Origin of the sequence: Dactylosporangium sp. NPDC051485, from assembly GCF_040682015.1 — a bacterium.
Taxonomy (GTDB): domain Bacteria; phylum Actinomycetota; class Actinomycetes; order Mycobacteriales; family Micromonosporaceae; genus Dactylosporangium.
This window is the reverse complement of the sequence record NZ_JBFAZW010000043.1, coordinates 42,823-66,876: the sequence shown is the minus strand read 5'-3', so window position 1 is coordinate 66,876 and position 24,054 is coordinate 42,823. Positions and strand designations below refer to the sequence as shown.

16 protein-coding genes, 1 tRNA gene, 1 pseudogene and 1 riboswitch are annotated in these 24,054 nt (G+C 68.3%); of the genes and pseudogenes, 11 read left to right on the top strand and 7 right to left on the bottom strand.

What is annotated here, in order from left to right; genetic code table 11:
- Positions 1-71 precede the first annotated feature (71 nt).
- The 3 genes from AB0M46_RS24360 to AB0M46_RS24350 are packed head-to-tail and all read right to left on the bottom strand — an operon-like array spanning position 72 to position 2,604.
- Entirely contained in the window at positions 72-731 is a 660-nt protein-coding gene (locus tag AB0M46_RS24360) for a carboxymuconolactone decarboxylase family protein (RefSeq protein WP_363339259.1), read from the bottom strand.
- Positions 728-1,144 carry a cupin domain-containing protein gene (locus tag AB0M46_RS24355; RefSeq protein WP_363339258.1) on the bottom strand — a complete coding sequence of 139 codons (417 nt, stop codon included), beginning with the start codon at positions 1,142-1,144 and terminating at the stop codon, positions 728-730. Before AB0M46_RS24355 ends, AB0M46_RS24360 begins: the two co-directional genes overlap by 4 nt.
- Positions 1,114-2,604, bottom strand: a complete 1,491-nt coding sequence (locus tag AB0M46_RS24350; RefSeq protein WP_363339257.1) for an MFS transporter — start codon at positions 2,602-2,604, stop codon at positions 1,114-1,116. Before AB0M46_RS24350 ends, AB0M46_RS24355 begins: the two co-directional genes overlap by 31 nt.
- A gap of 169 nt (positions 2,605-2,773) precedes the next feature.
- Here AB0M46_RS24350 and AB0M46_RS24345 point away from each other — a divergent pair, with 169 nt between their 5' ends.
- From AB0M46_RS24345 to AB0M46_RS24335, 3 genes are all read left to right on the top strand, one after another.
- On the top strand, positions 2,774-3,649 hold the full coding sequence (locus AB0M46_RS24345; RefSeq protein ID WP_363339256.1) for a helix-turn-helix transcriptional regulator: 876 nt from the start codon (positions 2,774-2,776) through the stop codon (positions 3,647-3,649).
- Between the two features lie 29 nt (positions 3,650-3,678).
- Positions 3,679-4,044, top strand: a complete 366-nt coding sequence (locus AB0M46_RS24340) for a DUF2255 family protein (RefSeq protein WP_363339255.1) — start codon at positions 3,679-3,681, stop codon at positions 4,042-4,044.
- A 163-nt stretch (positions 4,045-4,207) separates the two neighbouring features.
- Complete coding sequence (locus AB0M46_RS24335; protein WP_363339254.1) at positions 4,208-5,752, top strand: tyrosine-type recombinase/integrase; 1,545 nt, start codon at positions 4,208-4,210, stop codon at positions 5,750-5,752.
- Here the strand turns inward: AB0M46_RS24335 and AB0M46_RS24330 are convergent.
- A tRNA-OTHER gene (locus AB0M46_RS24330) sits at positions 5,726-5,798 on the bottom strand. The two genes, AB0M46_RS24335 and AB0M46_RS24330, sit on opposite strands and share 27 nt — an antisense overlap.
- 611 nt (positions 5,799-6,409) lie before the next feature.
- Here AB0M46_RS24330 and ltrA point away from each other — a divergent pair.
- The 3 genes from ltrA to AB0M46_RS24315 all read left to right on the top strand — a co-directional run bounded on the left by ltrA (position 6,410) and on the right by AB0M46_RS24315 (position 13,338).
- Positions 6,410-7,804 (top strand): group II intron reverse transcriptase/maturase, encoded by a 1,395-nt coding sequence (ltrA, locus tag AB0M46_RS24325; RefSeq protein ID WP_363339253.1) that lies wholly within the window; start codon positions 6,410-6,412, stop codon positions 7,802-7,804.
- Between the two features lie 246 nt (positions 7,805-8,050).
- Positions 8,051-11,074, top strand: coding sequence for an SNF2-related protein (locus tag AB0M46_RS24320; RefSeq protein ID WP_363339252.1), 3,024 nt, complete (start codon positions 8,051-8,053; stop codon positions 11,072-11,074).
- The gene (locus tag AB0M46_RS24315; protein ID WP_363339251.1) at positions 11,071-13,338 is read left to right on the top strand and encodes a hypothetical protein; all 2,268 of its coding nucleotides are present in this window, start codon (positions 11,071-11,073) and stop codon (positions 13,336-13,338) included. Before AB0M46_RS24320 ends, AB0M46_RS24315 begins: the two co-directional genes overlap by 4 nt.
- A gap of 10 nt (positions 13,339-13,348) precedes the next feature.
- Here the strand turns inward: AB0M46_RS24315 and AB0M46_RS24310 are convergent, their stop codons facing one another.
- Positions 13,349-14,551, bottom strand: coding sequence for an ISAs1 family transposase (locus AB0M46_RS24310; protein ID WP_363339250.1), 1,203 nt, complete (start codon positions 14,549-14,551; stop codon positions 13,349-13,351).
- Positions 14,552-14,919: 368 nt separating this feature from the next.
- Positions 14,920-15,468: pseudogene (locus AB0M46_RS24305) on the bottom strand (transposase); the annotation flags it as partial.
- 609 nt (positions 15,469-16,077) lie between these two features.
- Between AB0M46_RS24305 and AB0M46_RS24300 the strand changes: the two are divergent.
- Together AB0M46_RS24300 and AB0M46_RS24295 are read left to right on the top strand one after the other, a co-directional pair.
- Positions 16,078-16,386 carry a hypothetical protein gene (locus tag AB0M46_RS24300; RefSeq protein ID WP_363339249.1) on the top strand — a complete coding sequence of 103 codons (309 nt, stop codon included), beginning with the start codon at positions 16,078-16,080 and terminating at the stop codon, positions 16,384-16,386.
- A gap of 147 nt (positions 16,387-16,533) precedes the next feature.
- Entirely contained in the window at positions 16,534-16,866 is a 333-nt protein-coding gene (locus tag AB0M46_RS24295) for a hypothetical protein (protein WP_363339248.1), read from the top strand.
- 374 nt (positions 16,867-17,240) lie between these two features.
- Here the strand turns inward: AB0M46_RS24295 and AB0M46_RS24290 are convergent, their stop codons facing one another.
- A complete protein-coding gene (locus AB0M46_RS24290; protein WP_363339247.1) occupies positions 17,241-17,645 on the bottom strand; it encodes a metalloregulator ArsR/SmtB family transcription factor in 405 nt (134 codons plus the stop codon).
- Positions 17,646-17,955: 310 nt separating this feature from the next.
- Between AB0M46_RS24290 and mgtA the strand changes: the two genes are divergently transcribed.
- The 3 genes from mgtA to AB0M46_RS24275 all read left to right on the top strand — a co-directional run bounded on the left by mgtA (position 17,956) and on the right by AB0M46_RS24275 (position 23,761).
- A complete protein-coding gene (gene mgtA / locus AB0M46_RS24285; protein ID WP_363339246.1) occupies positions 17,956-20,703 on the top strand; it encodes a magnesium-translocating P-type ATPase in 2,748 nt (915 codons plus the stop codon).
- 100 nt (positions 20,704-20,803) lie between these two features.
- Positions 20,804-20,971: riboswitch (M-box (ykoK) riboswitch) on the top strand.
- 311 nt (positions 20,972-21,282) lie between these two features.
- Positions 21,283-22,902 (top strand): NRAMP family divalent metal transporter, encoded by a 1,620-nt coding sequence (locus AB0M46_RS24280; RefSeq protein ID WP_363339245.1) that lies wholly within the window; start codon positions 21,283-21,285, stop codon positions 22,900-22,902.
- A 109-nt stretch (positions 22,903-23,011) separates the two neighbouring features.
- On the top strand, positions 23,012-23,761 hold the full coding sequence (locus AB0M46_RS24275) for an MgtC/SapB family protein (protein ID WP_363339244.1): 750 nt from the start codon (positions 23,012-23,014) through the stop codon (positions 23,759-23,761).
- Positions 23,762-24,054 lie beyond the last annotated feature (293 nt).

Sequence of the window (24,054 nt, the reverse complement as noted above, 5' to 3'; positions counted from 1 at the left end):
GTTGTCTCCAGACTGCGGAATGCGATGTGCTGATCAGCCGATCGGCGCCAGCACAGGTCGTGTTGTGGATGTCACCCGCGCCTGTCCGCGAGGACCCGGTCGAGGATGTCGCCGAGGCGGTCGCCCGGTGCTTGGCCGACGCGGGTGCGCATGACCGTCACGAGGGCTCGCAGGTCGGTTTCGGTCAAGCCGATGTTCAGGGCGATGCCGAGGTGTGACTGCAGCTGCGACTCGACACCGCCCAGGGCAGCCAGGGCGGCGACGGTGGCGACCTCGCGGCTGGGCCAGTCGAGGTTGTCGCGGGTGAAGATGTCGCCGAACAGGTGCGTTTTGAGGAACTCGTCGATGGTCGGGGCGAAGTCGAACAGCGGGCCGGTTACCGGCGCACCGGCGAGCCGGGTCTGGTTGTCGGTACCGACATCGAGGATGTTCGTACCGGCGGCCAGCGGGGTCGGGTCGGCGCCGGTGGGGTCGCTGCTGCCGTTCGTGCGGCGTTCTTCCAGCAGCGCCATGAACGTGCCGAGGCCGTTGAGGCTGCGGGGGAACCCGGCGTAGGCGTACATCTGGATCAGGATTTCCTTGATTTCGCTGATGGTCAGCCCGGCGTCGAGGCCGTCGGTCAATGCCTCGCGCAGCCGCGGCAGTTCTCCGGTGGCGGTGAAGGCACCGATGGCCGCCGTCGCCTGGTGCCGCCGGGTCAGACCCTCATCGGTCGGCGATTCGATGGTCATGAAGCGCTCTCCTTGTTCGCCCGTTCGTACTGCTCGTCAGCGACCGGTTCGAGCCAGGTGGTGGGGTCACCGCCGCCGGGCTCGGCCTCGAGCATCGCCAGGTGGCTCATGAACGTGTCGGCGGCGGCGCCGTGCCAGTGCTCCTCGCCGGGCGGGCAGACGACCGTCTCACCGGCGTGGATGCGCAGCACCGACCCGTCGCGGATGCCGACCAGGCCGACGCCCTCGGTGACGTGCAGGGTCTGCCCGACCGCGTGGGAGTGCCAGTTCGTGTGGGCCCCGGGGGTGAACCGGACCAGGGCGGCGGTCATCCGCGACGGCCCGGTCCCGGTGTAGACGGGGGTCATGTAGACGTCGCCGGTGAACGCCCGGGCGGGCGTCTTCACCGTGGGACGTACGGATAGCAGTTCCATGCGCTGAGCTCCTTCGAGACTGAGTTCGAGGTCGAATTCCCGGATACCGAGTCGGTATGCGGTTCAGACGGCGACCGCTGCCGGCTGCCGAGCGGTGGCCCTGTCCCGGCCAGTACCACAGCCAGCGCCCCGGCGATGGTGAAGACGGTGGTGAGCAGCACGGCGATGTTCCAGCCGTGCAGGACCGCCGCCGGGTCATGGCCGTTGCGGGTGACCGAGAGCGTGACCACGGCGAGGCCGAACGCGGAGCCGACGTATCGGGCGGTGTTGTTGGCGCCGCTGCCCATCGCGGCCCGTTCGGCGGGCACGCTGGAGACCGCCTGCCGGCCCAGCGCGGCGTTGAGCACCCCGTTCGCCGCTCCGGCCACCAGCAGGCCGGGCAACAGCCGGACAACGGGGTCGCCGGGGTGCAGCCCGAACAGGGCGAGCTGTCCGATCGCGCAGCCGAGCAGGCCGGCGACGAGCTGGCCGCGCGGTGTGATACGGGCCGACAGCCAGCGGGCCGACAGCGGGGTGAGGGCGCTGAGCCCGGACCAGGCCAGCATCGCCGAGACTCCGGCCAGCGCCGATCCGGCGAGGCCCTGCTGCACCACGATCGGGGTGTAGGAGGTGATCGACAGCACCCCGGCTCCGGTGGCCAGCGCCGCGACCAGCGCGCCGACGAAGTCCGCACGGCGCAGCAGCCGGAGGTCGAGCATGGGATGGCGACCATGGTGCTCCACGGCGGCGAACCCTGCGAGCAGGATCGCGCCGAGAACGAGGAGACCCAGCGTCGCGGGGCGGGCCCAGCCGCTGCGGCCTTCCACCAGGCCGGCCAGCAGCGCGGACACCCCCAACGCCAGCAGGATCGTCCCGGCCGCGTCGACCGGTCGCGGTGCGGCGGCGCGCGACTCGGCCAGCACCGCGCGCCCGGCCACGGCAAGCCCGGCGGCGAGCAGTGCGGTGACCACGTATGCGGACCGCCAGCCTGCCACGGTCAGCAGGCCGAGGGCCAGGAACGGGCCGGCTGCCACCCCTGCGCCGAGGGCGGCGCCCCAGATACCGGTGGCGCGGGCCCGGGCGGGCCCGTCGGGGTATGCGGCACCGATCAGGCCAAGGCTGCACGCGACGACCGCCGCTCCGCCAAGGCCCTGCACGATGCGGGCGAGCACCAGCAGCACCGCACCCGCGGCGACCGCGGCCAGCAGCGAGCCGACCGACAAGACCAGCGCGCCGATCAGGAACGTGCGGCGGCGGCCGTAGTCGTCGCCGAGCGCGCCGCTACCCAGCAGCCCGGCCGCACAGCCCACGCTCATCCCGCTCAGGATCCACGCCTGCGCGCCCGGACCGGCGTGCACACCGGCCGCCGTCGCCGGCAGGGTGGCCAAGGGAGTGGTAAAGGCGACCAGCACCAGCAGCGTGCCCGCCGCCGCGACCGCCAGCGTCCGTGCCGCCGCCGGGTGCTCGGATGACGCTGCCATGAGTACGCCTGCTCTCTGCTCCACGAAGGGCAGCTGACCAGCGGAAACGGTCACCGGCCGCACTTACCTGATCCATGGAACCCGCTCGCGGCCGCCGGTGGGAGGGCTTGGCGTAGCAGGTGATGACAGAACCCCCCAGCTCCCGGCCGGGCGCCGTACCGTGACGGGCATGGACACCCAGGGCGACGTGCGCGAGTTCCTCGCCTCCCGACGCGCCAAGATCACACCCGAACAGGCGGGCATCCCGTGCTTCGGCGGCACCCGCCGCGTCCCCGGCCTACGCCGCGCCGAGGTCGCGCTGCTCGCCGGGGTGAGCCCCGACTACTACACCCGCCTGGAACGCGGCAACCTCGCAGGCGTCTCCGACAGCGTCCTGGACGCCATCGCCCGCGCCCTGCAACTCGACGAGGCCGAACGCTCCCACCTCTACGACCTGGCCGCAGCCGCCAACACCACCGGCCGCACCCGCCAACGCCGGCCAGCCAAACAGCCGATCCGTCCCGGCGTGCAGAGCCTGCTCGACGCCATGACCGACGCCCCCGCCTTCGTCCGCAACGGCCGCCTCGACATCCTCGCCATCAACCCGCTCGGGCAGGCCCTCTACGCACCCGCGTTCACCCACGCCGCGCGGCCGGTCAACCTGGCACGCTTCTGCTTCCTCGACCCCGCCGCCGAGGACCTCTACCCCGACTGGAACAACGCCGCCGACACCACCGTCAACCTGCTACGCACCGAAGCCGGCCGCGACCCCTACAACAAGGCCCTGACCGACCTGGTCGGCGAACTCGCCACCCGCAGCGACGACTTCCGCACCCGCTGGGCCGCGCACAACGTGCGCCTGCACCACACCGGCGTCAAACACTTCCACCACCCCGTCGTCGGCCGACTCGACCTCACCTTCGAGGCCATGCCGCTGCCCGCCGACCCGGGTCTGACCCTCACGGCCTACAGCGCCACCGCGGGCAGCCCAACCCACGACGCCCTACGCCTGCTGTCCAGCTGGGCCGCCACCCACACCCCGGCAAACGCCCCGGCCGAACAGTAACGACCTCCACGAAGGGAACAGCGACCGTCATGACCTGGGACACCGCAACCCCCCGACAGCTCGCCGACGCCGCAGAAGTCGAAGTTGTCGTCCCCGCGCCAGGGCGACCCGAGGTCCGGACACCGATCTGGATCGTGGCCGTCGACGACACCCTGTACGTACGCTCCTGGAAGGGCGAGACCGGCATCTGGTACCGGCGAGCCCGCCGACACGGCACCGGCTCGGTCAACGCGGCCGGACGCGAGCACCACGTCAGGTTCACCGCCGTCGACGAGCCGGACACCAACGCCCGCATCGACGAGGCCTACCGCAACAAGTACAGCCAATCCACCCACACCCAGACAATGACCCGTCCCCCGGCCACGACGACCACCCTGCGCCTGGACCCCGCATAAGCTCGCCGGAACGCGCCGCTGATCATCCAGAGCCTGCGGGCATGAGAGATCGCCGTACCCGACCAAACCCCGCCACGACAACCCGTCACCTGCACGGGTGACCCAACCCAACGCCGTAGCACACTCATGCTGAGCCGAACAGCGGCGAGATGAGGTGACGGTCATGCGATCGGGCAACGGTGTGATCTTCAAACGGTGCGGCTGCCGCGACGACAGCAGGAACCGACTCGAGCAGCACTGCCCCCGGCTCGTCGAGCGCGGGCACGGCTCCTGGTACTTCCACTGCTCCGCCACGAACATGCTCGGCCGCCGTGAACGCGCCCGCCGCGGCGGCTACCCATCACAGGCCGCCGCCCGGCAGGCCCGCGACGCGTGGCTGGCCGGCACCGCCGCCGACCGCACCGCGCAAGGCTGGACCGTCCAACGATGGCTACGCCACTGGCTCGACACCCGCACCAACATCCGAGCGACGACCCGGTTCCATTACACCCGCGACGTCGAGCAGGTCCTCATACCCAACCTCGGCGGCTACCGGCTCGCCGACCTCGACGCCGGCGTGCTCCGCACCGTGTTCGCCCGGATCGCGGGCACCACCAACAGCAAAGGCCGACCACAGTCCGCGTCGGCGATGCAGCACCTGCGCACCACCCTGCGCGCCGCGCTCAACCTCGCCGTCAAAGAAGGCGTCCTGGACTGCAACCCCGCCCGGCACATCGAGATCAAGGGCTACCAGCAGCCACACGCCAAGGTCTGGACCGAAGCCCGGGTCGCGTCCTGGGAACAGACCGGCGCCCACCCCGCCGTCGCGGTCTGGACCGCCGAGCACCTCGCCGAATTCCTCGGCACCGTCACCGACGACTCCCTCTTCGCGTTCTGGTGGCTCGCCGGACTCCGCGGCCTGCGCCGCGGTGAGCTGTGCGGACTGCGCTGGACCGACATCGACCTCGACCGCGCGACCCTGACCGTCGAACGTAACCGCACCACCGCCGGCTACCAGATCGTCGAAAACGACCCCAAGACCCCAGCAGGGCGCCGCGCGGTCGCTCTGGACAAACACACCGTCCGGATTCTCCGGGCTCACCGTGCCCGGCAACTGGATCAGCGCCGCGACACCCAGTCCGACGGCCACCAGTGGACCGACTCCGGATACGTGTTCATCCGCGGCGACGGCCTGCCGATCAACCCGAACTACGCCACCACCCGCTTCCGCAAACTCGTCCAACGCGCCGGGCTCCCCCCGGTGCGGCTGCACGACCTGCGCCACGGCGCCGCATCCCTCGCCCACGAAGCCGGCGCCGACCTCAAGACCCTGCAGGACCTGCTCGGACACTCCAGCATCGTGACCACGGCCGACACCTACACCAGCGTCCTACCCCAGATCCAGCGCCGATGCGCCGACGACACCGCCCGGCTCGTCCTCGCCGCCGCCAGCCGCACCCGCAAGAAGATCAAGACCGAGGCCCGCAAGAACCGACCCGACCGCCGCCCCAAAACAGTGCCCCCACCCCCACCACGCCCAAGTCGAAGACCAAGCCGCAGGTCAAGAAGCCCCGACACGGCGAGAAGGCCGCGCAACCCCTGGCACCCACAGCGCACCCACATGACCCCCACCATCCACAGGGGACAGACACAAAGAAGCGGTCGCCCCGCGTTTCCGCAGGTCAACCGCCTCTTGATGGTGCGCGCCCGAAGGGACTCGAACCCCTAACCTTCTGATCCGGTGCGTTCGAGTGGAGGTGCAAGACCGCCACCGCCGGCCTGTCGCAGCAGGTTGACGTAGCTGAGGGCAGCCCGACCCGGGTGATGCCGGGGAGGGTGGGAGCAGCCCTGACAAAGCCGGGACGTGCCAGCACTGCCAGATAGTGCGGGTCCGGCGAGCGAGACGAAGAGGAGTACGCGAGGAACCGGCGTCGTTACGTCCCTCAATAGGTTGCCGGCTCGAACCTGGCGGATCAGGGCCGGGGGCGGTGCTTTCCTACCGTGCGGGTGGGGAGCTTCCGGGTCGGACAGGATCGCTGGTCCGGGAGGCCATGGGAAAGGTCTGCGGCGTACCCATGGCGATGCCGCAGGGACAAAGTCGGGCTCCTCCTTCGACAAACGAGCAGCAGTGAACACGGGAACCATCCGGTCGCGGTTCCCGGCACGGTAGGCGGCCAGCCGACCGGCCGGGATAGGTGCATCGACCGCTGAACGGGCTGGGTGGGGCGGAGCCTCCGTAGTACTCGGCGCCGGGGAGAGCCCGGCACATGGGGAAGGGCGGCAGCGGTTACGCGAAGGGACGGATGCTGTAATGCCGCAAGACGCGCCGCCGAACGGCGACGCTCCACCCGAACGGGCCCTCGGCCCGCACGGTTGGGTAGCGAAGATGCAGGCCAAACTTCACCGATGGGCGGCGGCTGACTCTGGCCGCCGGTTCGATGACCTGTTCAACCTCGTGCACGACCCGGCGACGCTGCGGTTGGCGTTCGACCGGGTCGCGGGCAACCTGGGAGCCCGATCCCCCGGCGTCGACGGCCTGACCGTCGCGCACGTCGAGGAGACCTCCGGGGTTCCGGGATTCTTGGACGACCTGCGTGCCCAGTTGAAGGCGGGCACGTTCCGACCGTTGCCGGTGCGGGAACGCAAGATCCCGAAGCCGGGCGGGTCGGGGAAGGTCCGTCGCCTCGGCATACCGACGGTGGCGGACCGGGTCGTGCAGGCGGCGTTGAAGCTGGTGCTGGAGCCGATCTTCGAGGCCGGGTTCGAACCGGTCTCGTACGGGTTCCGGCCCAAGCGGCGGGCGCAGGACGCGATTGCCGACATCCACCTCTACGGCACCAACGGGTACCGGTGGGTGCTCGACGCGGACATCGAAGCGTGCTTCGACTCCATCGACCACACGGCGTTGATGAACCGCGTCCGGGCAAGGATCAAGGACAAACGCGTGCTGTCGCTGGTGAAAGCGTTCCTGAAAGCCGGGATCCTCACCGAGTTGGGTGAGCGGCAGGACACGCACACCGGCACGCCGCAGGGCGGCATCCTGTCACCGCTGCTGGCCAACATCACGCTGTCTGCGCTCGATGAGCATCTGATGGCGCCGTGGAAGCCGGGCGGGACGATGTCCACCAGCGCACGCCGCAACTACCGGCGCAGCAAGGGGTTGCCGACGTGGCGGCTGGTCCGCTACGCCGACGACTTCGTGATCCTCGTGCACGGCAACGAGGACCACGTGCACGCGGTGCGCGAGGACGTCGCGACTGTGCTCGCGCCGCTCGGCCTGCGGCTGTCACCGGCCAAGACCTCGGTGGTGCACATGAGCGACGGGTTCGACTTCCTGGGGTTCCACATCCGGTGGCGCCGCAAGCGGGGATCGAACACGTGGCATGTGTACACGTTCATCGCCCAACGGCCGATCCGGTCACTGAAGGCGAAGATCCGGGCACTGACCCACAGGACATCACAGCAGGACCTCAGGTCCGTGCTGACCAGGTTGAACCAGGTCACGCACGGCTGGGCCAACTACTTCCGGCACGCCGTGGCCAAGCACACCTTCAGCACGCTCGACACGTTCACGTGGCGACGGCTGATCAACATGCTCATGCGACGGCACCACTGGAACTGGACGGCCATCCGCAGACGGTTCACCACGCCCACCGGCACCTGGTTACCCGTCACCGCGGACGGGATCGAGCACCACCCGATAGCGGCCATCCCCGTGACCCGCTACCGCTGGCGCGGCACCACGATCCCCAACCCCTGGCCCGCAACCGACAACGCCTGACGACAGCAACCGTGGAGAGCCCGTTGCGCGGAGACGCGCACGGCGGGTTCGGCGAGCGGCCTGGAGAAACGGACCAGCGGCAACACTGACACCGCGCTCCAGGCCGACTCAACTAGGCCGGGGCCGTTGGTCGATGCCGAGCGGGTATCCGGGTCGTCATACTTGTCCCGCGGACCAGACGCTCGAACACCTCGATTGCTGCGCCATAGAAGTGGCCTGCCAGACCGCGGGAGGTATGTGTTCAACATGGGCAACGTCGATTTTGCGGCGGGCACAACCGTTCAGCTCGTCGCTCGACCCGAGGTCGTCGGCGTGGTCACGGGCTCGCGTCTTGTCGGCGGGGCGCTGAGGTTCGACGTCTTCCACGACAACAGCGTCCACGGCTACTTCGCCTCTCAGATCAAGCTGGCTCGGAGCCGCGCACAGCCCGCAACGATCTCTGCCGCCGGGCTACGTGCCGGCCTGACCTCAGAGCTGCTCCGAGATAGAAACACCGGCTACCTGCATGCGCGAAACTCCGGACGGATTGACTACGAGCCGTATCAGTTCCGCCCCGTGCTCAAGATCGTTCAAGCGGAGCGGCCACGCATTCTCGTGGCCGACGACGTTGGAGTCGGCAAGACCATCGAAGCCTGCCTCATTATCAAGGAGTTGCAGGCCCGGCATCGGGCACGCTCGGTCCTGGTCATCTGCCCGAAGCCGCTCGTCGTTGATGAGAAGTGGCGCAACGAACTCAAGCGGTTCGACGAGGATTTCGTCCACTTGGACGGCGCCGACCTGCGGTACTGCCTGGAGGAGACGCTCCGAGAGGGCGAGTGGCCGGACCGGTTCTCCAAGGCGATCCTGCCCTATTCGTTACTCGACGAGCGTCTGCTCGTCGGATCGGGCTCCGGTCGGGCTCGTCGCGTGGGCCTAGTCGACCTGGCGCCGGGCCCGCGCTTCGACATGGTGATCGTGGACGAGGCGCACCATATCCGTAACCGCTCGACCTTCGCTTACAAGAACGTCGCACGCCTGACCGAAGCTGCGGACGCGGTCGTATTGCTCTCCGCGACTCCGCTGCAGGTACACAGCCAGGACCTGTTCACCCTCGTGAACCTGTTGCGGGACGATCTTGTACCAACGGAGCAGGACTTCGCGCAGATGCTGGAGCCGAACCGCTTCCTCTACGAGGCGGTTGAGGCGGCGCGTAGCGGTCAAGAGCAGTGGCAGGAACACGTGCACCAAGCGCTGAACGGCGCGCTGGCCACCGAGTGGGGCCGTCAGGTAATGGCGGTAGACCCGCGAGTCGGTCAGGTCCGGGAACTGCTCGCCGGCTCTCCTGACGACGCAAGAGCGCGCATCCGCGTCGTGCGGGCGTTGGAGGACCTCAACACCTTCGCGGCGGTCGTAACCCACACCCGGCGCCGCGACATCGGCACCTTCACGACCCGCAAGCCCAGCGCACCCGTGATCGCGTTCACGCCGCAGCAGCAGGCCGTCTACGACGAGGTGCTTGCGCTCGGCCGACGCATCGTGCAACTGCAGGCTCCGGGTATGCCGGTCGAGTTCCTGCTCTCGATGCTGCACCGCCAGGCGGCGAGCTCCATCAATGGCCTAGCACCCCTGGTTGAGCAGATCCTCACCGACCGGCTGGACACCGTGGAGTTCTTCGAGGTCGACGACGACGTGCCGCAGACTGCGCCGGATCTGAGGGGAGACATCCGTGACCAGATCCGGCAGATCGGCCAGATGGCGGCCGGACTGGAAGGCCAGCCGGACCCAAAGGCTGACTACCTGCGCCAGGTCGTCGCTGATAAGCAAGGTGAAGCGAACAACAAGATCCTGGTGTTCAGCACGTTCCGGCACACCCTGGCGTACTTGCAGCACCAGGCGCGCACCTGGGGCGTGCGCGTCGCCGTCGTCCACGGCGCGGTCGCCGACGACGAGCGCCACGCGCTGCGCCGGCGCTTCAAACTACCCAGAGAGAACCCCGACGCGGTCGATCTCATGCTCTGTTCGGAGGTCGGAACCGAGGGCCTCGACTACCAGTTCTGCAACACCCTCGTGAACTACGACATCCCCTGGAACCCGATGCGCATCGAGCAGCGCATCGGCCGTATCGACCGACGTGGACAGCGCAGCGAGTCGGTGGCGATCGTCAACATCCTTACCCAAGGGACGATCGAGGCTGAGATCTACCAGCGCTGTCTGCTGCGCATCGGCGTCTTCCACCGCGCCCTGGGTGGCAGCGAGCAGATCCTCGGAGACATCGCGACCCAACTGCGACGCATCGCCGACAATCTGTCGCTCTCCGAGGAGGACCGCGCGCAGCGCCTGCGGCAGCTCGCCGACAACCAGGTCGGGCGTATTGAGGAACTCGAGCGGCTTGAGGCTCAGCAAGTGGCACTGCTCGGCCTCACGATCGAGTCCCTCGAGGAACGCATTGCGGAGGCGAGCAGCGAGTGGCTCGAGGACGACAAGCTCGGCGACCTCGTCCGCTCGTATCTCGGGCTCGTCCTCGGAGGCCGGCGCATCACAGGCCCAAAGCCCGGCAAGGTCGCGACCGTACGGCTGGACGACAAGACTGCGACCCGGGTGACGGCCGACCTCCGATCGGTTGGCGGCGACCCGCGCCTGGAACGAATCCTGCGACGTCGGGACCCAGTGCTGCAGCTAACCACTGATCCAGAGCTCGCCGCCGACGATGACGCCGTCGAACTGCTGGCGCCCACCCATCCACTCGTGGTGGCGGCTGCGAAGCACGCGGCACTGATCGATGTTCCCGTCGCGTCGCTGCGGGTCCGTTCGAATCTCGTCCCGCCTGGCCGCTACCCAGTCGCAATCCACGCCTGGACCCGGCTGGACTCCCACGACACTCTCACCCTGCGCTACATCAGCACGGATCCGCAGGCGGAGGCCGCAGCGGGTGAACTGCTCGCCAACGCCACCGACGGCGACTCCGGGCATACCGTCTCGTCGAGCGACAGCGACGCGCTCGACCAACGACACCACACCGAATGGGCGTCCGCCCGCGACACGCACGAGACACGGGCACGCGCCGCAGCGACCCAGCGAGCGGCCTCCCTTCGTGCCCAGCGGGACCGCCAGTTGAAGGTCATCGAGGAGAGCGCCAGCCGGGTGAGTGACCCCAACATCTTGAGGATGCGTCAGGGCGAGCGCGTCGCAGTCGAAGAGAAGTTCGATCGGCTTATTGCGCAACACGAACGGGCGCCCGACCTCCTGACTCGTCAGCTCGCGACGGTGCTCCTGGAGGTGGCTAAGCCGTGACGACCTTCGACGAGCTGTCCGCCGACCGCCGGGCATATGTCCATTGGGCACGGAAGAATGGGTTCGAAGAAGGGCTGCGCAACCTGCTGTCGGACCTGTATCCGGACAACGCACACTTCATCTACGAGCTACTCCAGAACGCCGAGGACGCAGGCGCGCGCGAAGTGACCTTCGACCTGCGCAGCGACGGGCTGCGGGTCGAGCACGATGGCAGCCGGCTCTTCGGCCTGCGCGACATCGATTCCATCACCGGTATCGGACAGTCGACCAAGAAGGACGACGCGACGACGATCGGCAAGTTCGGCGTCGGATTCAAGGCCGTCTTCGCCTACACCCAGACCCCGGTCATCCACTCCGGGAACCACTCGTTCGCCATTCACGACTTGTTCATCCCCGTCCCAGTCGCCGCGGCCGCCCACCGGGGACGGACGACCTTCTGGTTCCCCTTCGACCGAGCCGACAAGCCTGCGCAACGCGCGGTCAAGGAGGTCGCGCACGCACTGCGCATGCTCTCGTCGACAACCCTGCTGTTCCTCAACAACATTGAGCGCATCGCCTGTTCGCTGCCCGGTGACGAGGCGGTGCTGCTCGAGCGTGTCGCACTCGACGAACATGTGATCAAGATTGTGGGCGCACACGAAGACCGTCGCGCTTCGTACTGGTACCGCATAACCGGGGACATCGAAGTTGCCGGAAAGGTCTGCCCGGTCGCAGCGGCGTTCGCGCTCGACGCCACGAGCACTGAGCCGACGGTGTCGTCAAAGTTCTCGGTCAAGCCGGCCAAGGGCCGCGTCTACATCTACTTCCCAGCGGCCAAGGAGACCTCAGGGCTTCGGTTCCACATCCACGCGCCCTTCGCCTCGACGGTCGCCCGCGACAGTGTCCGAGACGACCCCGGCAACGACGAACTGCTGAACGGCATCGGTGAGCTCATCGCCAGAGCGCTTCCAGCCATGCGCGATGACGGTCTCATAACCGACGGCCTGCTCAGCGCGCTGCCGAACGATCGCGATGACCTGCCGGGACGATATGTCGTGCTGCGTGAGCGAATCGTTGATGCCTTCGACTCCGAACCTGTTACGCCCGTGGCAGGCGGCGGACACGCACGCGCGGGCCTGCTGCTGAGGTCCAGCCATGCCGCCATCCGCAACGCGCTCTCAATCGAAGATGCGAATTTCATCAGGGGATTCGCCTACGAGGATGATGAGCCGCCCGTCGGCTGGTTGCGCTCGGCCGACGGACGAGCGGGTACGTTCCTCAATTCGCTGCCCGCAATCGACTTCGGTCGCGACGAGTTGTTGGAGGTATTCGAGGTAGTCAGTGGCCCCGGTGTTGTCGAGCCTTCGTGGTTCGTATGGATTTCGGCCAAAACCGACGGATGGCTTCGCGAACTGTACGTGGCGCTAGGTGTCCTGTCTCAGGAGGACGCATCAGACCCGTTCGCCATGAGAGAACTACGGAATGTGCTCGGGGCCGCGCCGCTGATCCGCGTGTGGCAGGGCAACGACATCGACCATATTGCGGGAAGCAACGCCTACTTGCCCACGGCGCCTGACCTGCGAGCTGATCGACTGGTCATAGACCCCCTCGTCATCTTCGACGACGAGGGCAGGTCCAAGACCCGCGAGCACCGGTTCCTGCGCCAGTTCTACGAGATCGCCGGAGTCAGGCCGTGGGACCAGGCTGCGCAACTGGACATCCGCCTCAGCAACTACCGCACGCAGGCCGCCTCCGTCACCGAGGATCATCTCGCGGACCTCTCGGCACTGAAGGAACTGATCGACCGTCGGGCAGTCACGCCTGGCACGTACGCCGGGATGCCGATCTTCGTGGCCGTACGACACGACGGGACACGCCACTGGGCTTCGGCTCGAGCGACCTACCTGGACGACCCGTTCGTCGCGACCGGACTGACCGCCCTTTACCAATCCCGTGAGTACCGGGACAAGCCCCCAAGCCTGCTCGCCCCTGAATACGCCAAGCGGTCATTCGACGTCGCCGCACTCGCCAAGACGTTGGAGGCCATTTCGGATCTCAATGTCATCCGCGTTCCTATCGGGAAGAATCCAAAGTTCGAGTACTCATGGCATTGGGACGGCCGAGAAAACCACAATATGGTTGATCGTGACTGGGTGATCCCGCACTTCCACGCAATCGTCTCGACCGAGGACGAGGCACTGCTGAGGACACTCTGGCGAGTGGTAACTACGACGGACGGAGCCTGCGGGGACGCCGTCTACCCAGGGGGATTTCAAAGTCCGTGAAGCGTGTTGGTCACCGCTGGAGTGCTGCGGTCAGGACCGGCAGGATCCGCATCCGGTCTGCCGCGATGCTCTCGGTCAAACGTTTGACCTTGGAGATCCCGGCCAAGCGAAACAGGGAAAGGACCAGGTTGCGCAGGATCGCCATGGACTGCGGGCCGTTGCCGATGTAGGCACCCTGGGCGTCCTCGCCGAAGACAACGTCGCGGGACCAGTGCACCAGATTCTCGATCGCCCAGTGCCGTCGAACGAACCCGGCGAGCTGGGCGGGTGTGGCCCGGTGGGCCGGCAGGCTCGTGACCCCGTAGACGACCTCCTTACTCACCCGCGTCCCGAACGGGTCGAAACGCTCCCGGAGCATCCGAAACACCCGCGCCGCCTCGGGAAAGTCGACCCCGCCGGCTTCGACCACCCAATTAGTCCTGCGGTTCTTGTCCCCTTCGCTGTCTCCGAGCTCGCTACATTCCGCATCCGCCACCACCGCCGCGGGCATGACCGCGGCGATCTGCCGCAGCACCTCCACCTGGTTGGCCTTCACCTGCAGCACGTAGTCACCGCCACGTTCGAACACGATGTAGTCAGCCATGTCGACCTGAGCATGCGCGGCGTCGGCGGTCACCACCCAGCCAGCCAGATCCACCCCATCCAGCAGCGCACGGACCTGGGTGGTCTCCGTGGTCGCCGCCGGCACCCGCACCTGCCCCAGCACGACCGCCCACCCATGGGCCATCGCGGCGAACAGGGTCACCTCCCCCTCGGCGGTCGAGGCGCCCCGGACCGTCTTGGCGTCCATCGCCAACCCGCGCAGTTCGTCGCCGTCCGAGTCCAGCAACGACGCCAGCCAGGAACCGACCACCCGATCGGCGCCATCGGCGTCCAACAGGGTCAATGTCCTGCGGATCGTCGACCCACCGGGCGCCTGCACGGCTCCCAACGCGGGACACGCCCGCCCACCGGCCAGCGCCACCAGCGACTGGGGCAGGTCAGCGACCCGATCGCCGACCTGCCGGTAGTTCCGCGCCCCGGCCAGCACCGCGAACACCGCCACCGTCAGGATCGTCGCCAACCGATGACGCACCCCACGCGGGTCACGCGGGTCAGTCACCTGCTCGAACATCTCCACCAGCTCACCCACCGCACCAGCCCCGGGCAGCACCTGCGGCAGGCCAAGAATCCCCGCCACGGCACCCGATCCGACTCTGACGGCATGCGACACTGACACAGCGGCTCCTTGCTCCTCGATGACGTTTGTTGTGGAAGACCAACATCATCGCAGGACAAGGGGCCGCATCTATGTCTACCCCAGAACCGGGCTGAACCTACCAGCAGAAATAAAGATCAAGATACTTTGGAATCCCCCTGAGCCTGGTAGACCTCCAACGGCCCGACCACCACAACTCTCGACACCCTACGCGTCATGCCGTCCTCCTCAAGTCAGGAACTCTCGGAGAAGGCTGGCACGAGATCAACAAGCCGGATTATGCCGCGTATCCAACGGCAGAAAGCCCTTCCGCCCAACAGATCCAGCCCCAACCGCGGCATAATCCGCTACTCGGCATAATGCTTCTTATGCCGACGTCGGCATAAGAAACAGAACAGCGGATGGTAGCCAAACGACTTCTTCCAGGTCGGGGTCGCGGCTTCCTTCTCCGAATGGCAGATCACGATGGAGGCGTCCAGGTCGAGGGTCAGCCCCGGGACGGGTAGGCCGGCGGCCGTGGTCTGCGGCAGCCCACCTGCGGTGTCGATCCGTTGCGCCCACGCGATTTCGCGGGCTTGTGCCCGCGCGGTGGCGAACTGAACCAGTACCGCACTGTCCATGCTGGACAGCAGTCGCCACGCGGTCGGGTCGGACGCGACCGGCCCGAACAACGCCGCCTGATGCCGCAGCACGGCCAGGTCGGAGATCGTTTCCCCGCCGTCGGCGAGCGTCACCGCCAGATCGACTGCGATCCGGCCCGGGTCGTGGCCGCCGCGACGCTGCCGCAGCCCGGCGAGCGCGTCACTGCACGCGACGGTCAGACCGGTCACATCGGCGATGTCGGTGAGCAGGCGCGCACCGGCATGACCGACGACGCCACGACCGTCTGCGGACACCACAATCCTCGGACGCGTTCCGGTACGCTTCACCATGCAGGTGCCCTCCGGGCGGGATGGACAAGGACCCTCGACAAGTCCTATCTTCCCAGCTCAGACGGCACCTGTTCCCATTCAATCCAGCATGTGGGCAGCCCTTAACGAATGACCCGGGCTAGCCGCCGGAAGGTGTCCCATGTGCCGGCCAGGGCCAGGTCCTGGCCGGCATCGGCGGTCACGGCAGCAGCTTTTCCACCAGGTCGATCAGTCCCTGGATCAGCCCGCCACCACCGGACGGCGTCGGCGAAGGGTGCGACGGCGGCCGCCCAGACGCTGACGGGCCCGGCGACGCCGCGGAGCTCGTCCGCGCTGGCATGCCGAAGGAGTTCCACATCCAGACTCTCCCGGCGGTCAGCGACCTGCTGAGAACCAGCGCGATCGAATTCCGGTTCTGGCCTCCGGGCGGAATACCCGATGCTGACGTCTGGACCTGCGGGTGCGGGGCGGACGAGGAGGCATCGAACGGGCACTGGCAATTCAGGGTGCCGGTCGAGCCTCCTCCGGTGGCGCCGTACGGCGTGTCGTCGGGGCCGCAGCGCATTCGCTGACACGGGATCGGAATTGCGCCCCGGGTGGGGGTGACAGGGGGTCGTACCGTTGGTGGCCGTGAAGCGTGATGATGCGGGACATATGGCCCAGGGCGCGGTTGAGATCGCGAAGCTCGGCGGGGCGCTGATGCTCGCGGCCTCGGCGGCGACCCTGCCGTCGCCGACCTGCAGCCCTCGGCCTGCGGTGGTCGCGGCGGCCTCCGCGCCGAGCTACGGTCCGGGCCACGACATGCCCGAGCGCGACAGCGTTGTCGAGCTGCAGACCACGAATGTCGTGGTGACTGGCAGCGGCGGCGAAGTCCGCGCCCACGCTGGCACGGCTCACGCTACGGCCCAGGCGTTCGACGCGACCGTCGTCGTCACCTGAACAGCACGACGTGCCGCTGGCTGATGTCCGCGGAGCCCGAGCCGGCTATGCGGGAGCAGTTCGTTGAGCCGTGATGTGCTGCCCGTCACCGTCCGTGATTTCGTGGCGTTTGCTGATCCACGACCGCCGATGCCCACACTGAGATGCGTGGCTTTCTCACACTGCACCCCGCGGTGCAAGAGGTATGCGTTCGCCTTCATGCTTGGCCTCGGCCTGCTGCACAATGCGGCCGGCGACCGCCTCCTGCCCAACCTGCCGCGAGCTGTCGAGCCGATCGTCGGCCGCGACTGGGACCGCCAGGAAGCCGCGCACTCGACAGAGCCGGACACCGCTGTCGTGGAGGCCGGCCAGGGTGGCGGGGCGACCGGCGCGGCCCCGCCGCCGCTGGTCGTCAGCCAGCAGCCGCACCGACGCTACTGGTCCGGCTACGCCGCGATCATCGCCAACAACCGGGCCCGGTCGTACGGCGCGCCGGCATAGACCCGGTGCGGGCCGGCGGGCGGGACCCCCTCGCCCGCCCGCCGACTTTATGTGAATCCATCTGTAACCCGCGCCGGGCCAGCGGCAGCAACGGACGAACCGGCCCGGCAGACGTGGTCTACCCGGATGGGCGGCGGTAAACGGTACCGTCACAGTTCGTACGCACCCCGGGGGTGCGACACGCCTTCAACGGGAACGAGACAGGCCGGACGGCGATGATCGGCGGCCCATGCCGCCCGGCCCGCCGATCCCATTCCGGGTTCGCGCAGGCGGACGATCCGGCGATGACCATCCGCCGTCTCACCGCTGCCGCCGTGACCGCGCTCCTCCTAGGCTAGCCGGCCCCTGCCGCACTGAAGCCCGCTCGGCCGGGGTCAGTAACCCGCCGCGACAACGTGATCGACCGCGAAAGAGGCACCCGGGCTGCGCTGATCCGGCGTATGGGGTCTGTCCGTAGCGACCTGTGCGAAAACCTGGTCGATCAGCACGAGCATGTCCGGGTCGTCGACGGTGTAGATCTGGTACCTGCCCTGCCGTCGGGACGACACCAGCCCGGCCAGCCGAAGTTTGCCCAACTGCTGGCTGACCGCGGCGACGGTGGCGCCAACGTTCTCGGCCAACCAGCCCACATCGTGATCGCCGTGGCACAGCAGCCACATCAGGTGCAGCCGCATTGGGGTGGACAGCATGTCAAGGATCGCCGCAGCCTGCTCCACCTGGCCCGGCGTCGGACCGTCGTCGGTTCGCGATCCCGTGCGGCTGACCATCGACTTCTCCATCCGCCGGCCACGTCTGGGCCGACTGCCTGCTAGTTTGGCGGGTCTCGCACACTCACGCAACTGATTGACAAACGGCGGCCCGGGCGGTGAAGGTATGTATGTCGCGGGCAGGTCCCACGGCGGCGTGTGACCTGCGACGGACATTCCGGGCCGTCATGACCGCGACGTCACGCCGATGTACGTGTCTCGGTCGAGCCGCCCATCTACCAGCCTGGTGGCAGGCATTGCCGGGGCCTCTGCGGACATTTGTTCGGGGCAATGCGGTCCCTCGCACCTCGGTAGCGAGCCGCGCCGAGATCGAGGGGGTGGGATGAGGACACCGACACGAGTCCGCGCAGCCGGCCGCGGCGTTCGCCTCGATGGCGGGCCACTTGACGACAGGCTGCTGGATCAGGCCGGCTTGCACGCTGTTCAGCGCCTGTCGCACCTGTCCGGTTGCACCCCCGCGGAGGCGCTGCGCACGCTGGGGTCGGATGAGCGGGGCCTGTCGGAGGCGCAGGCCGCGGTACGGCTGGCCGAGAACGGCATCAACCAGCTGCCGGCCGGCATCGTGCCCGGCTGGGGTGGCCGGTTGGCGCGGGGTCTGCGCAGCCCGTTCCTGCTGTTGCTGCTGGTGTTGGACGTGGTGATGGCGGTCGCGGTCGATCCGTTCGGCGTAGTGTTGATCTCGGCGGTGGTGATGGTCGGCCTGGTGCTGCGGCTGCGCCAGGAGGGGCGCTTCGATGAACTGGTCGCCTCGTTGCACAACCTTGCGGCGCCACGCGTCAGTGTGCTGCGCCGGTCGGGGCGGGGCTTGCAGGACCGGCCGAGGGCGCGGCGGCTCAACTCACGCCTGTTGGTGGCCGGAGACCTGATCCTGCTCGGCGCCGGGGATGTCGTGCCGGCTGACTGCCGGGTGGTGGAGGCGGAAAACTTCGCCCTCAATCAGGCGGTGTTCACAGGAGAGTCGATACCGGCGCCCCGGTTCGCGACCGGTCCTGGCGGCGGATCGGACTGGATGGCGGCACCGCCGGCGGTGGCCGCCGCGCAGGCGGATGCGCGGGTGGATGTGCTGCGCAATGCGACGCTGGCCCTCACCGGCAGCAGCGTTGCCGCGGGACAGGCCACCGCTGTGGTGGTCAACACGGGCCAGGACACCGTTTTGGCCGCGGTGACCCGCCGGTCGAGCGCGCCGCGGCGGGCCACCGCGGCGGATCTGGGATTGCGGGCGGTGACCTGGCTGCTGATCCGGTTGCTGTGCGCGTTGGTCCCGGCGGTGTTCGCGCTGACCGCGCTGATGCATCGCGATGCCGACTGGTCGGGAGCCGCGCTGTTCGCGATCGCGGTGGCGGTGGGGCTGGTCCCGGAACTGTTGCCGGTGGTGCTGGCCGCGGTGCATGGCCGGGGTCTGTCCGCCCTGGCGAGCGCCCGGATCGTGGTGACGCGACCGGCAGCGGTGCAGGACCTGGCCGGCATGGACGTGTTGTGCACCGACAAGACCGGCACCTTGACTGCCGGCACACCGGTGCTGGCCGGCTGGGTCGGACCCGACGGCGACTCCTGCCCGCCGTTACTCGATCACGCCGTGCTGTACGCCGTGTTCGACACCGAGTGGGAGAATCCACTGGACGCGGCCGTTCTGGATGCCGTGGACCGCCTCGACCGCGATGTCGCCGAAGCCCAGTACGAGAAGGTCGACGAGTTCAGCTTCGACCATACGCGTCGCTGCGGCAGCGTGCTCCTCGATCGAGGCAGCGGCCCGTACCTGATGATCACCAAGGGGGCGGTCGCAGAGGTGCTGTCCCGGTGTACCCGCGTCCGTATCGGGTCCGAGATTCAGACGTACGACGGTGTGTGGCGCGAACGTCTCGCCGCTGTCTGCACGCGCCTGTGGGCCGACGGTCAGCGACTGCTTGCCATCGCCTACCGCGAGATCCCCGAGACCACCTCAAATGAACCGGACGTCGCATGGGAGTCCGAACTGACCCTGCTCGGCTTCCTGGTTTTCACCGACGCCCCCAAACCCGGCCTCGCCACAGCGATCGCCGGCCTCGCCGGGCAGGGAGTGCGGACCGTTGTCGTGACGGGTGACGCCACCGAGGTCGCGGTCCACGTCTGCCATGCGGCGGGGATCAGCCCCGGCCGACCGGTCACCGGTGCCCACCTCGACCGGCTCGACGACTCGGCGCTGGTCGGGCTGGCTGCCGTCACCACGGTGTTCGCGGAGGTCAACCCCTTGCAGAAGGCACGCGTCGTCTCTGCGTTGCGGTCAGGCGGGCACGTGGTCGGCTACCTCGGCGACGGGGTCAACGACACCCCCGCGCTCCGCGCCGCCGACATCGGGCTGGCCGCACCGGAGGCGGTCGGTGTGGCCAGGTACGCCGCCGACGCCATCCTGCTCGACAAGAACCTGGCCGTCCTGCACCAAGGCGTCACAACCGCCCGGCACGCGGCGCTGAATGCCACCAAGTATCTCAAGGCCACCCTGTCGGCGAACCTCGGCAATGTCCTGTCCGTCCTGGCCGCGAGCGCGTTCCTGCCGTTCCTGCCCATGCTGCCGCTGCAGATCCTGGTCCAGAACCTGGGCTACGACCTGGTCCAACTGACAGTGCCCACCGACCACGCCGACGCCGGGCAGCTGACTCAACCCCACCGTTGGAACACCCGGGACCTGCTGCGCTTCGCCGCCTGCTTCGCCTCCTTGTCCTCCCTTTTCGACCTGGTCACCTTCTGGCTGCTCCGGCATGCCTGGTCGGTCACCGGTTCCGGCGGCGAGGCGTTGTTCCACACCGGTTGGTTCATCGAAAGCCTGCTCACCCAGGTGCTGGCCGTGCTGGTCATCCGCACCGCGGGCCTTCCGCTGGTGCGCAGCCGACCAGCCCGACCGGTCGCCCTCGCCGCGCTTGCCGGCTGCTGCTTGGTTGTCGCCCTGCCCTACACCGCCCTGGGCGGCTGGCTGGGTTTGCCGCAGCCGCCCGCCGCCATGCTCGGCGCCCTCCTGCTCATCGTCGCCGGGTACCTCGTCACAGTCCACGCCGCGAAGATCGCCTACCAGAAGGTCTTCGGCCGCTGGCTGTAACGCTGCCGCCGGCCGGTAGTTCAGCGAGGCGTCACCAAATTATTCAACGGTCTACGTAACTGATTGACAGTAGCGCCGGTGGCAGACCATACTTCTGGACGCGACACCTCGTTCGGCGAGGCGTCTGCGCGGACACAGGCCATGGACTCTGCGCATCGAGAGATGCTCCGGGTCATCAGCGCTTCCGGCCTCAACGTGGCTCCAACCCGCTCCCGGTTCGCGGGGAGCACACCCGCGCAGTGCCAAAGCTCCTACGAGGAGGAGTCCAACCACGAATCGGGTCCCCCTCCCGCGTGGCGGCCTCCGGTGCCGCACAGGTGGCGCTGCGGCGCCCTGGGCGAAGGGAGGCGAGAGCAGTGGATAGCAGTCCCAGCGGACATAGTCCGCTACCCCCGGTTGATTCTCGTCTCCCGTTCGTCCGTTGCGGCACGCACTGATCCGCGTCGACCAGCCTCGTTAGGCATCCGCCCCGCCGCCCGACCCAGGGCGCCACTGCGGCTGCCTGGCCTGCACGCGCCGGCGACTGCACGCGTGCCGCCCGACTCCGCCGTACGGCGGGTTGGAAGGTGTGACATGACCATGGAAACCAATGTCGAGCGCCGTTCCGCGGTGCTCGATGAGGCGCACATCGGTGACATCCGCGGTGCCCTGGGCACCATCAAGGTGGACGACACCGCCCCCCGGCTCAAGCTGTCCACGAAGTTGAAAACCCTGTTGGCGATCATCGGCCCAGGGCTGATCGTGATGGTCGGCGACAACGACGCCGGCGCGTTCGCCACCTACGGGCAGGCCGGGCAGGACTACGGTACCAAGCTGCTGTGGACGCTGTTGCTCCTCATCCCGGTGCTGTACATCAACCAGGAGATGGTGCTGCGCCTCGGTGCGGTCACCGGAGTCGGGCACGCCCGGCTGATCCTGGAACGCTTCGGCAAGTTCTGGGGCGCCTTCAGCGTGATCGATCTGTTCATCCTCAACGCGCTGACCCTGGTCACCGAGTTCATCGGCATCACGCTGGCCGCCGGTTACCTCGGCCTGCCGAAAGTCCCGGCGGTGGTACTGGCCAGTGCGATCATCGTCGCAGCGGCATTCACCGGCAGCTTCCGAACCTTCGAGCGCATCGCCGTCATCTTCTGCGCCGGATCGCTGCTGCTGATCCCGATCTACCTGATGTCCCACCCTCGAGCCACCCAGATGGCGCACGACTTCGTGGTCCCCTCCATGCCGGCGGGGGATGGCGGGATGGCCACCCTGATGCTGCTGATCATCGGGATCGTCGGGACCACCGTCGCCCCCTGGCAGTTGTTCTTCCAGCAGTCCTACGTCATCGACAAGCGCATCACCCCCCGCTTCATCCGTTACGAGAAGGTCGACCTCGGGATCGGCATCATCGTGGTCATGGTCGGCGCCGCGGCCATGATGGGGTTCACCGCCGTCGCGTTCGCGAACACCACCGGCTTCGGCAACTACACCGACTCGGCCGGCCTGGCCGCCGGGCTGGCTGCCCACGCCGGTGAGATCGCCGGGAGCCTGTTCGCGGTCGCACTGCTCGACGCGTCCATCGTCGGCGCGTTCGCGGTATCCCTGGCCACCGCCTACGCCGTCGGTGACGTACTGGGCCTCAAGCACTCGCTGCACCGAGGGGTCAAGCAGGCCAAGGGTTTCTACGCCATCTACGCCGGCCTCATCGGCCTGTCCGCGACGATCGTGCTGATCCCCGGCTCCCCACTCGGGTTGCTCACGGCGGGGGTGCAGACCCTCGCCGGGGTGCTACTGCCCTCCGCGTCGGTGTTCCTACTGCTGCTGTGCAACGACCGGGCGGTGCTCGGTCCCTGGGTCAACGGACGGCTCGTCAACCTGTTCGCCTCCGCGGTGGTCGGCGTTCTGGTCACCCTCTCGGTCGTCCTGACCGCCGCCGTGCTCTTCCCGGACATCAGCACCGGCGCCATCCTGAAGATCATGGCCGGGTGCGGTGCCGCCGGGCTGGCCGCGGCGGGTTACGCGCTGGCTCGGCGACGCACCGCGAACGCGCCGACCGACCGGACCGGACGGGAAGCCTGGCGAATGCCGCCGCTGGCGACACTGGAACGTCCCACCATGTCCACCGCCCGCCGGATCGGCATGGGGGCGCTGCGGCTCTACCTGGTCGTCGCGATGGGACTGGTCATCATCAAGATCGTCCAGGTTGCGCTGGGCCACTAGGTGTGCCGACGCGGCCGGCCCCAGCCTGCCGACCCCACCACGCACGCGGTGGCGCGGCAGGCCGGGACCGGCCGCCGGCACGCACCGGACAGGAAAGGACTTTATCGCGATGCACACGCTGGCGGTGCTCGACTTCGCCGCCCGCCTCGGTTCCGGCCTCGGCTGCGGCGCCCTGATCGGCGCTGAGCGCCAATGGCGGGCCCGGATGGCGGGCCTTCGTACCAACGCCCTGGTCGCCGTCGGCGCCACCCTGTTCGTGCTCTACTCCGTCGCGGTCGGCGATCCCGGTAGCCCCACCCGGGTCGCCTCCTACGTCGTGTCCGGCATCGGGTTCCTCGGCGGCGGCGTCATCCTGCGGGACGGATTCAACATCCGTGGCCTCAACACCGCCGCAACCCTTTGGTGCTCAGCCGCCGTCGGAGTCCTGGCCGCCGCCGGCGAACTGTCCTTTGCGCTGCTCGCCACCGCTACCGTGCTGACCGTTCACCTGCTCGGGCGCCCCCTGGCCCGGCTCCTCGACCGCGACAACCCGGCCGTGGAAGAGGAGGGCCTGCACCCGTACCGACTCCAACTGACCTGCCGCCCCAAGGCCGAAGCGCACATTCGCGCTCTGCTCGTGCAGCACGCCACCGGCGGTGGTCACGTCGTACTCCGCGGCATCCAAGCCAGCCGCGACCGTGCCACCAGCGGCCAGGACCCCGACACCACCCTGACGGTGCACCTGCTCGTCGACGGGGACGCACCGACCCGGCTCGAACAACTCGTTGCTCGCCTGTCCCTCGAACGTGGCATCCACGCCGTGCACTGGCACACCACCGACCCGGACAACCCGGCCCCGGACACCGACGCGGGCGCATGATGGTCCGCACCTGGTGTACTGAAAGGTTCGGGTCGGCGGGATCCCACAGCGAGAGCCGCTACGTGTTGTCCGGCGATCCCGAAGCGACGGCGAGCGGGAACTCCGCGCGCAGACGGGTGCCCGCTGTTGCGCGACGCTCGGCATGAGCATGAAGGCGTCGTTGCCGGTGAGGACGAAGTAGAGCTGTTTGGTGCTCGTGCTGTCGGCGTCACGCTCGTGGTGTCGCGGGTGGTGCTCGTGCTGTCGCGGTGATGTTCACGGTGTCGCCGGGTCGCGGGCACGGACGTGCCTGG

What these genes read in the sequence shown, in the direction of transcription:
- AB0M46_RS24360 (WP_363339259.1), bottom strand. Translation starts at nt 731, where the DNA reads ATGACCATCGAATCGCCGACCGATGAGGGTCTGACCCGGCGGCACCAG.
- AB0M46_RS24355 (WP_363339258.1), bottom strand. Translation starts at nt 1,144, where the DNA reads ATGGAACTGCTATCCGTACGTCCCACGGTGAAGACGCCCGCCCGGGCG.
- AB0M46_RS24350 (WP_363339257.1), bottom strand. Translation starts at nt 2,604, where the DNA reads ATGGCAGCGTCATCCGAGCACCCGGCGGCGGCACGGACGCTGGCGGTC.
- AB0M46_RS24345 (WP_363339256.1), top strand. Translation starts at nt 2,774, where the DNA reads ATGGACACCCAGGGCGACGTGCGCGAGTTCCTCGCCTCCCGACGCGCC.
- AB0M46_RS24340 (WP_363339255.1), top strand. Translation starts at nt 3,679, where the DNA reads ATGACCTGGGACACCGCAACCCCCCGACAGCTCGCCGACGCCGCAGAA.
- AB0M46_RS24335 (WP_363339254.1), top strand. Translation starts at nt 4,208, where the DNA reads ATGCGATCGGGCAACGGTGTGATCTTCAAACGGTGCGGCTGCCGCGAC.
- ltrA (WP_363339253.1), top strand. Translation starts at nt 6,410, where the DNA reads ATGCAGGCCAAACTTCACCGATGGGCGGCGGCTGACTCTGGCCGCCGG.
- AB0M46_RS24320 (WP_363339252.1), top strand. Translation starts at nt 8,051, where the DNA reads ATGGGCAACGTCGATTTTGCGGCGGGCACAACCGTTCAGCTCGTCGCT.
- AB0M46_RS24290 (WP_363339247.1), bottom strand. Translation starts at nt 17,645, where the DNA reads ATGGAGAAGTCGATGGTCAGCCGCACGGGATCGCGAACCGACGACGGT.
- mgtA (WP_363339246.1), top strand. Translation starts at nt 17,956, where the DNA reads ATGAGGACACCGACACGAGTCCGCGCAGCCGGCCGCGGCGTTCGCCTC.
- AB0M46_RS24280 (WP_363339245.1), top strand. Translation starts at nt 21,283, where the DNA reads ATGGAAACCAATGTCGAGCGCCGTTCCGCGGTGCTCGATGAGGCGCAC.
- AB0M46_RS24275 (WP_363339244.1), top strand. Translation starts at nt 23,012, where the DNA reads ATGCACACGCTGGCGGTGCTCGACTTCGCCGCCCGCCTCGGTTCCGGC.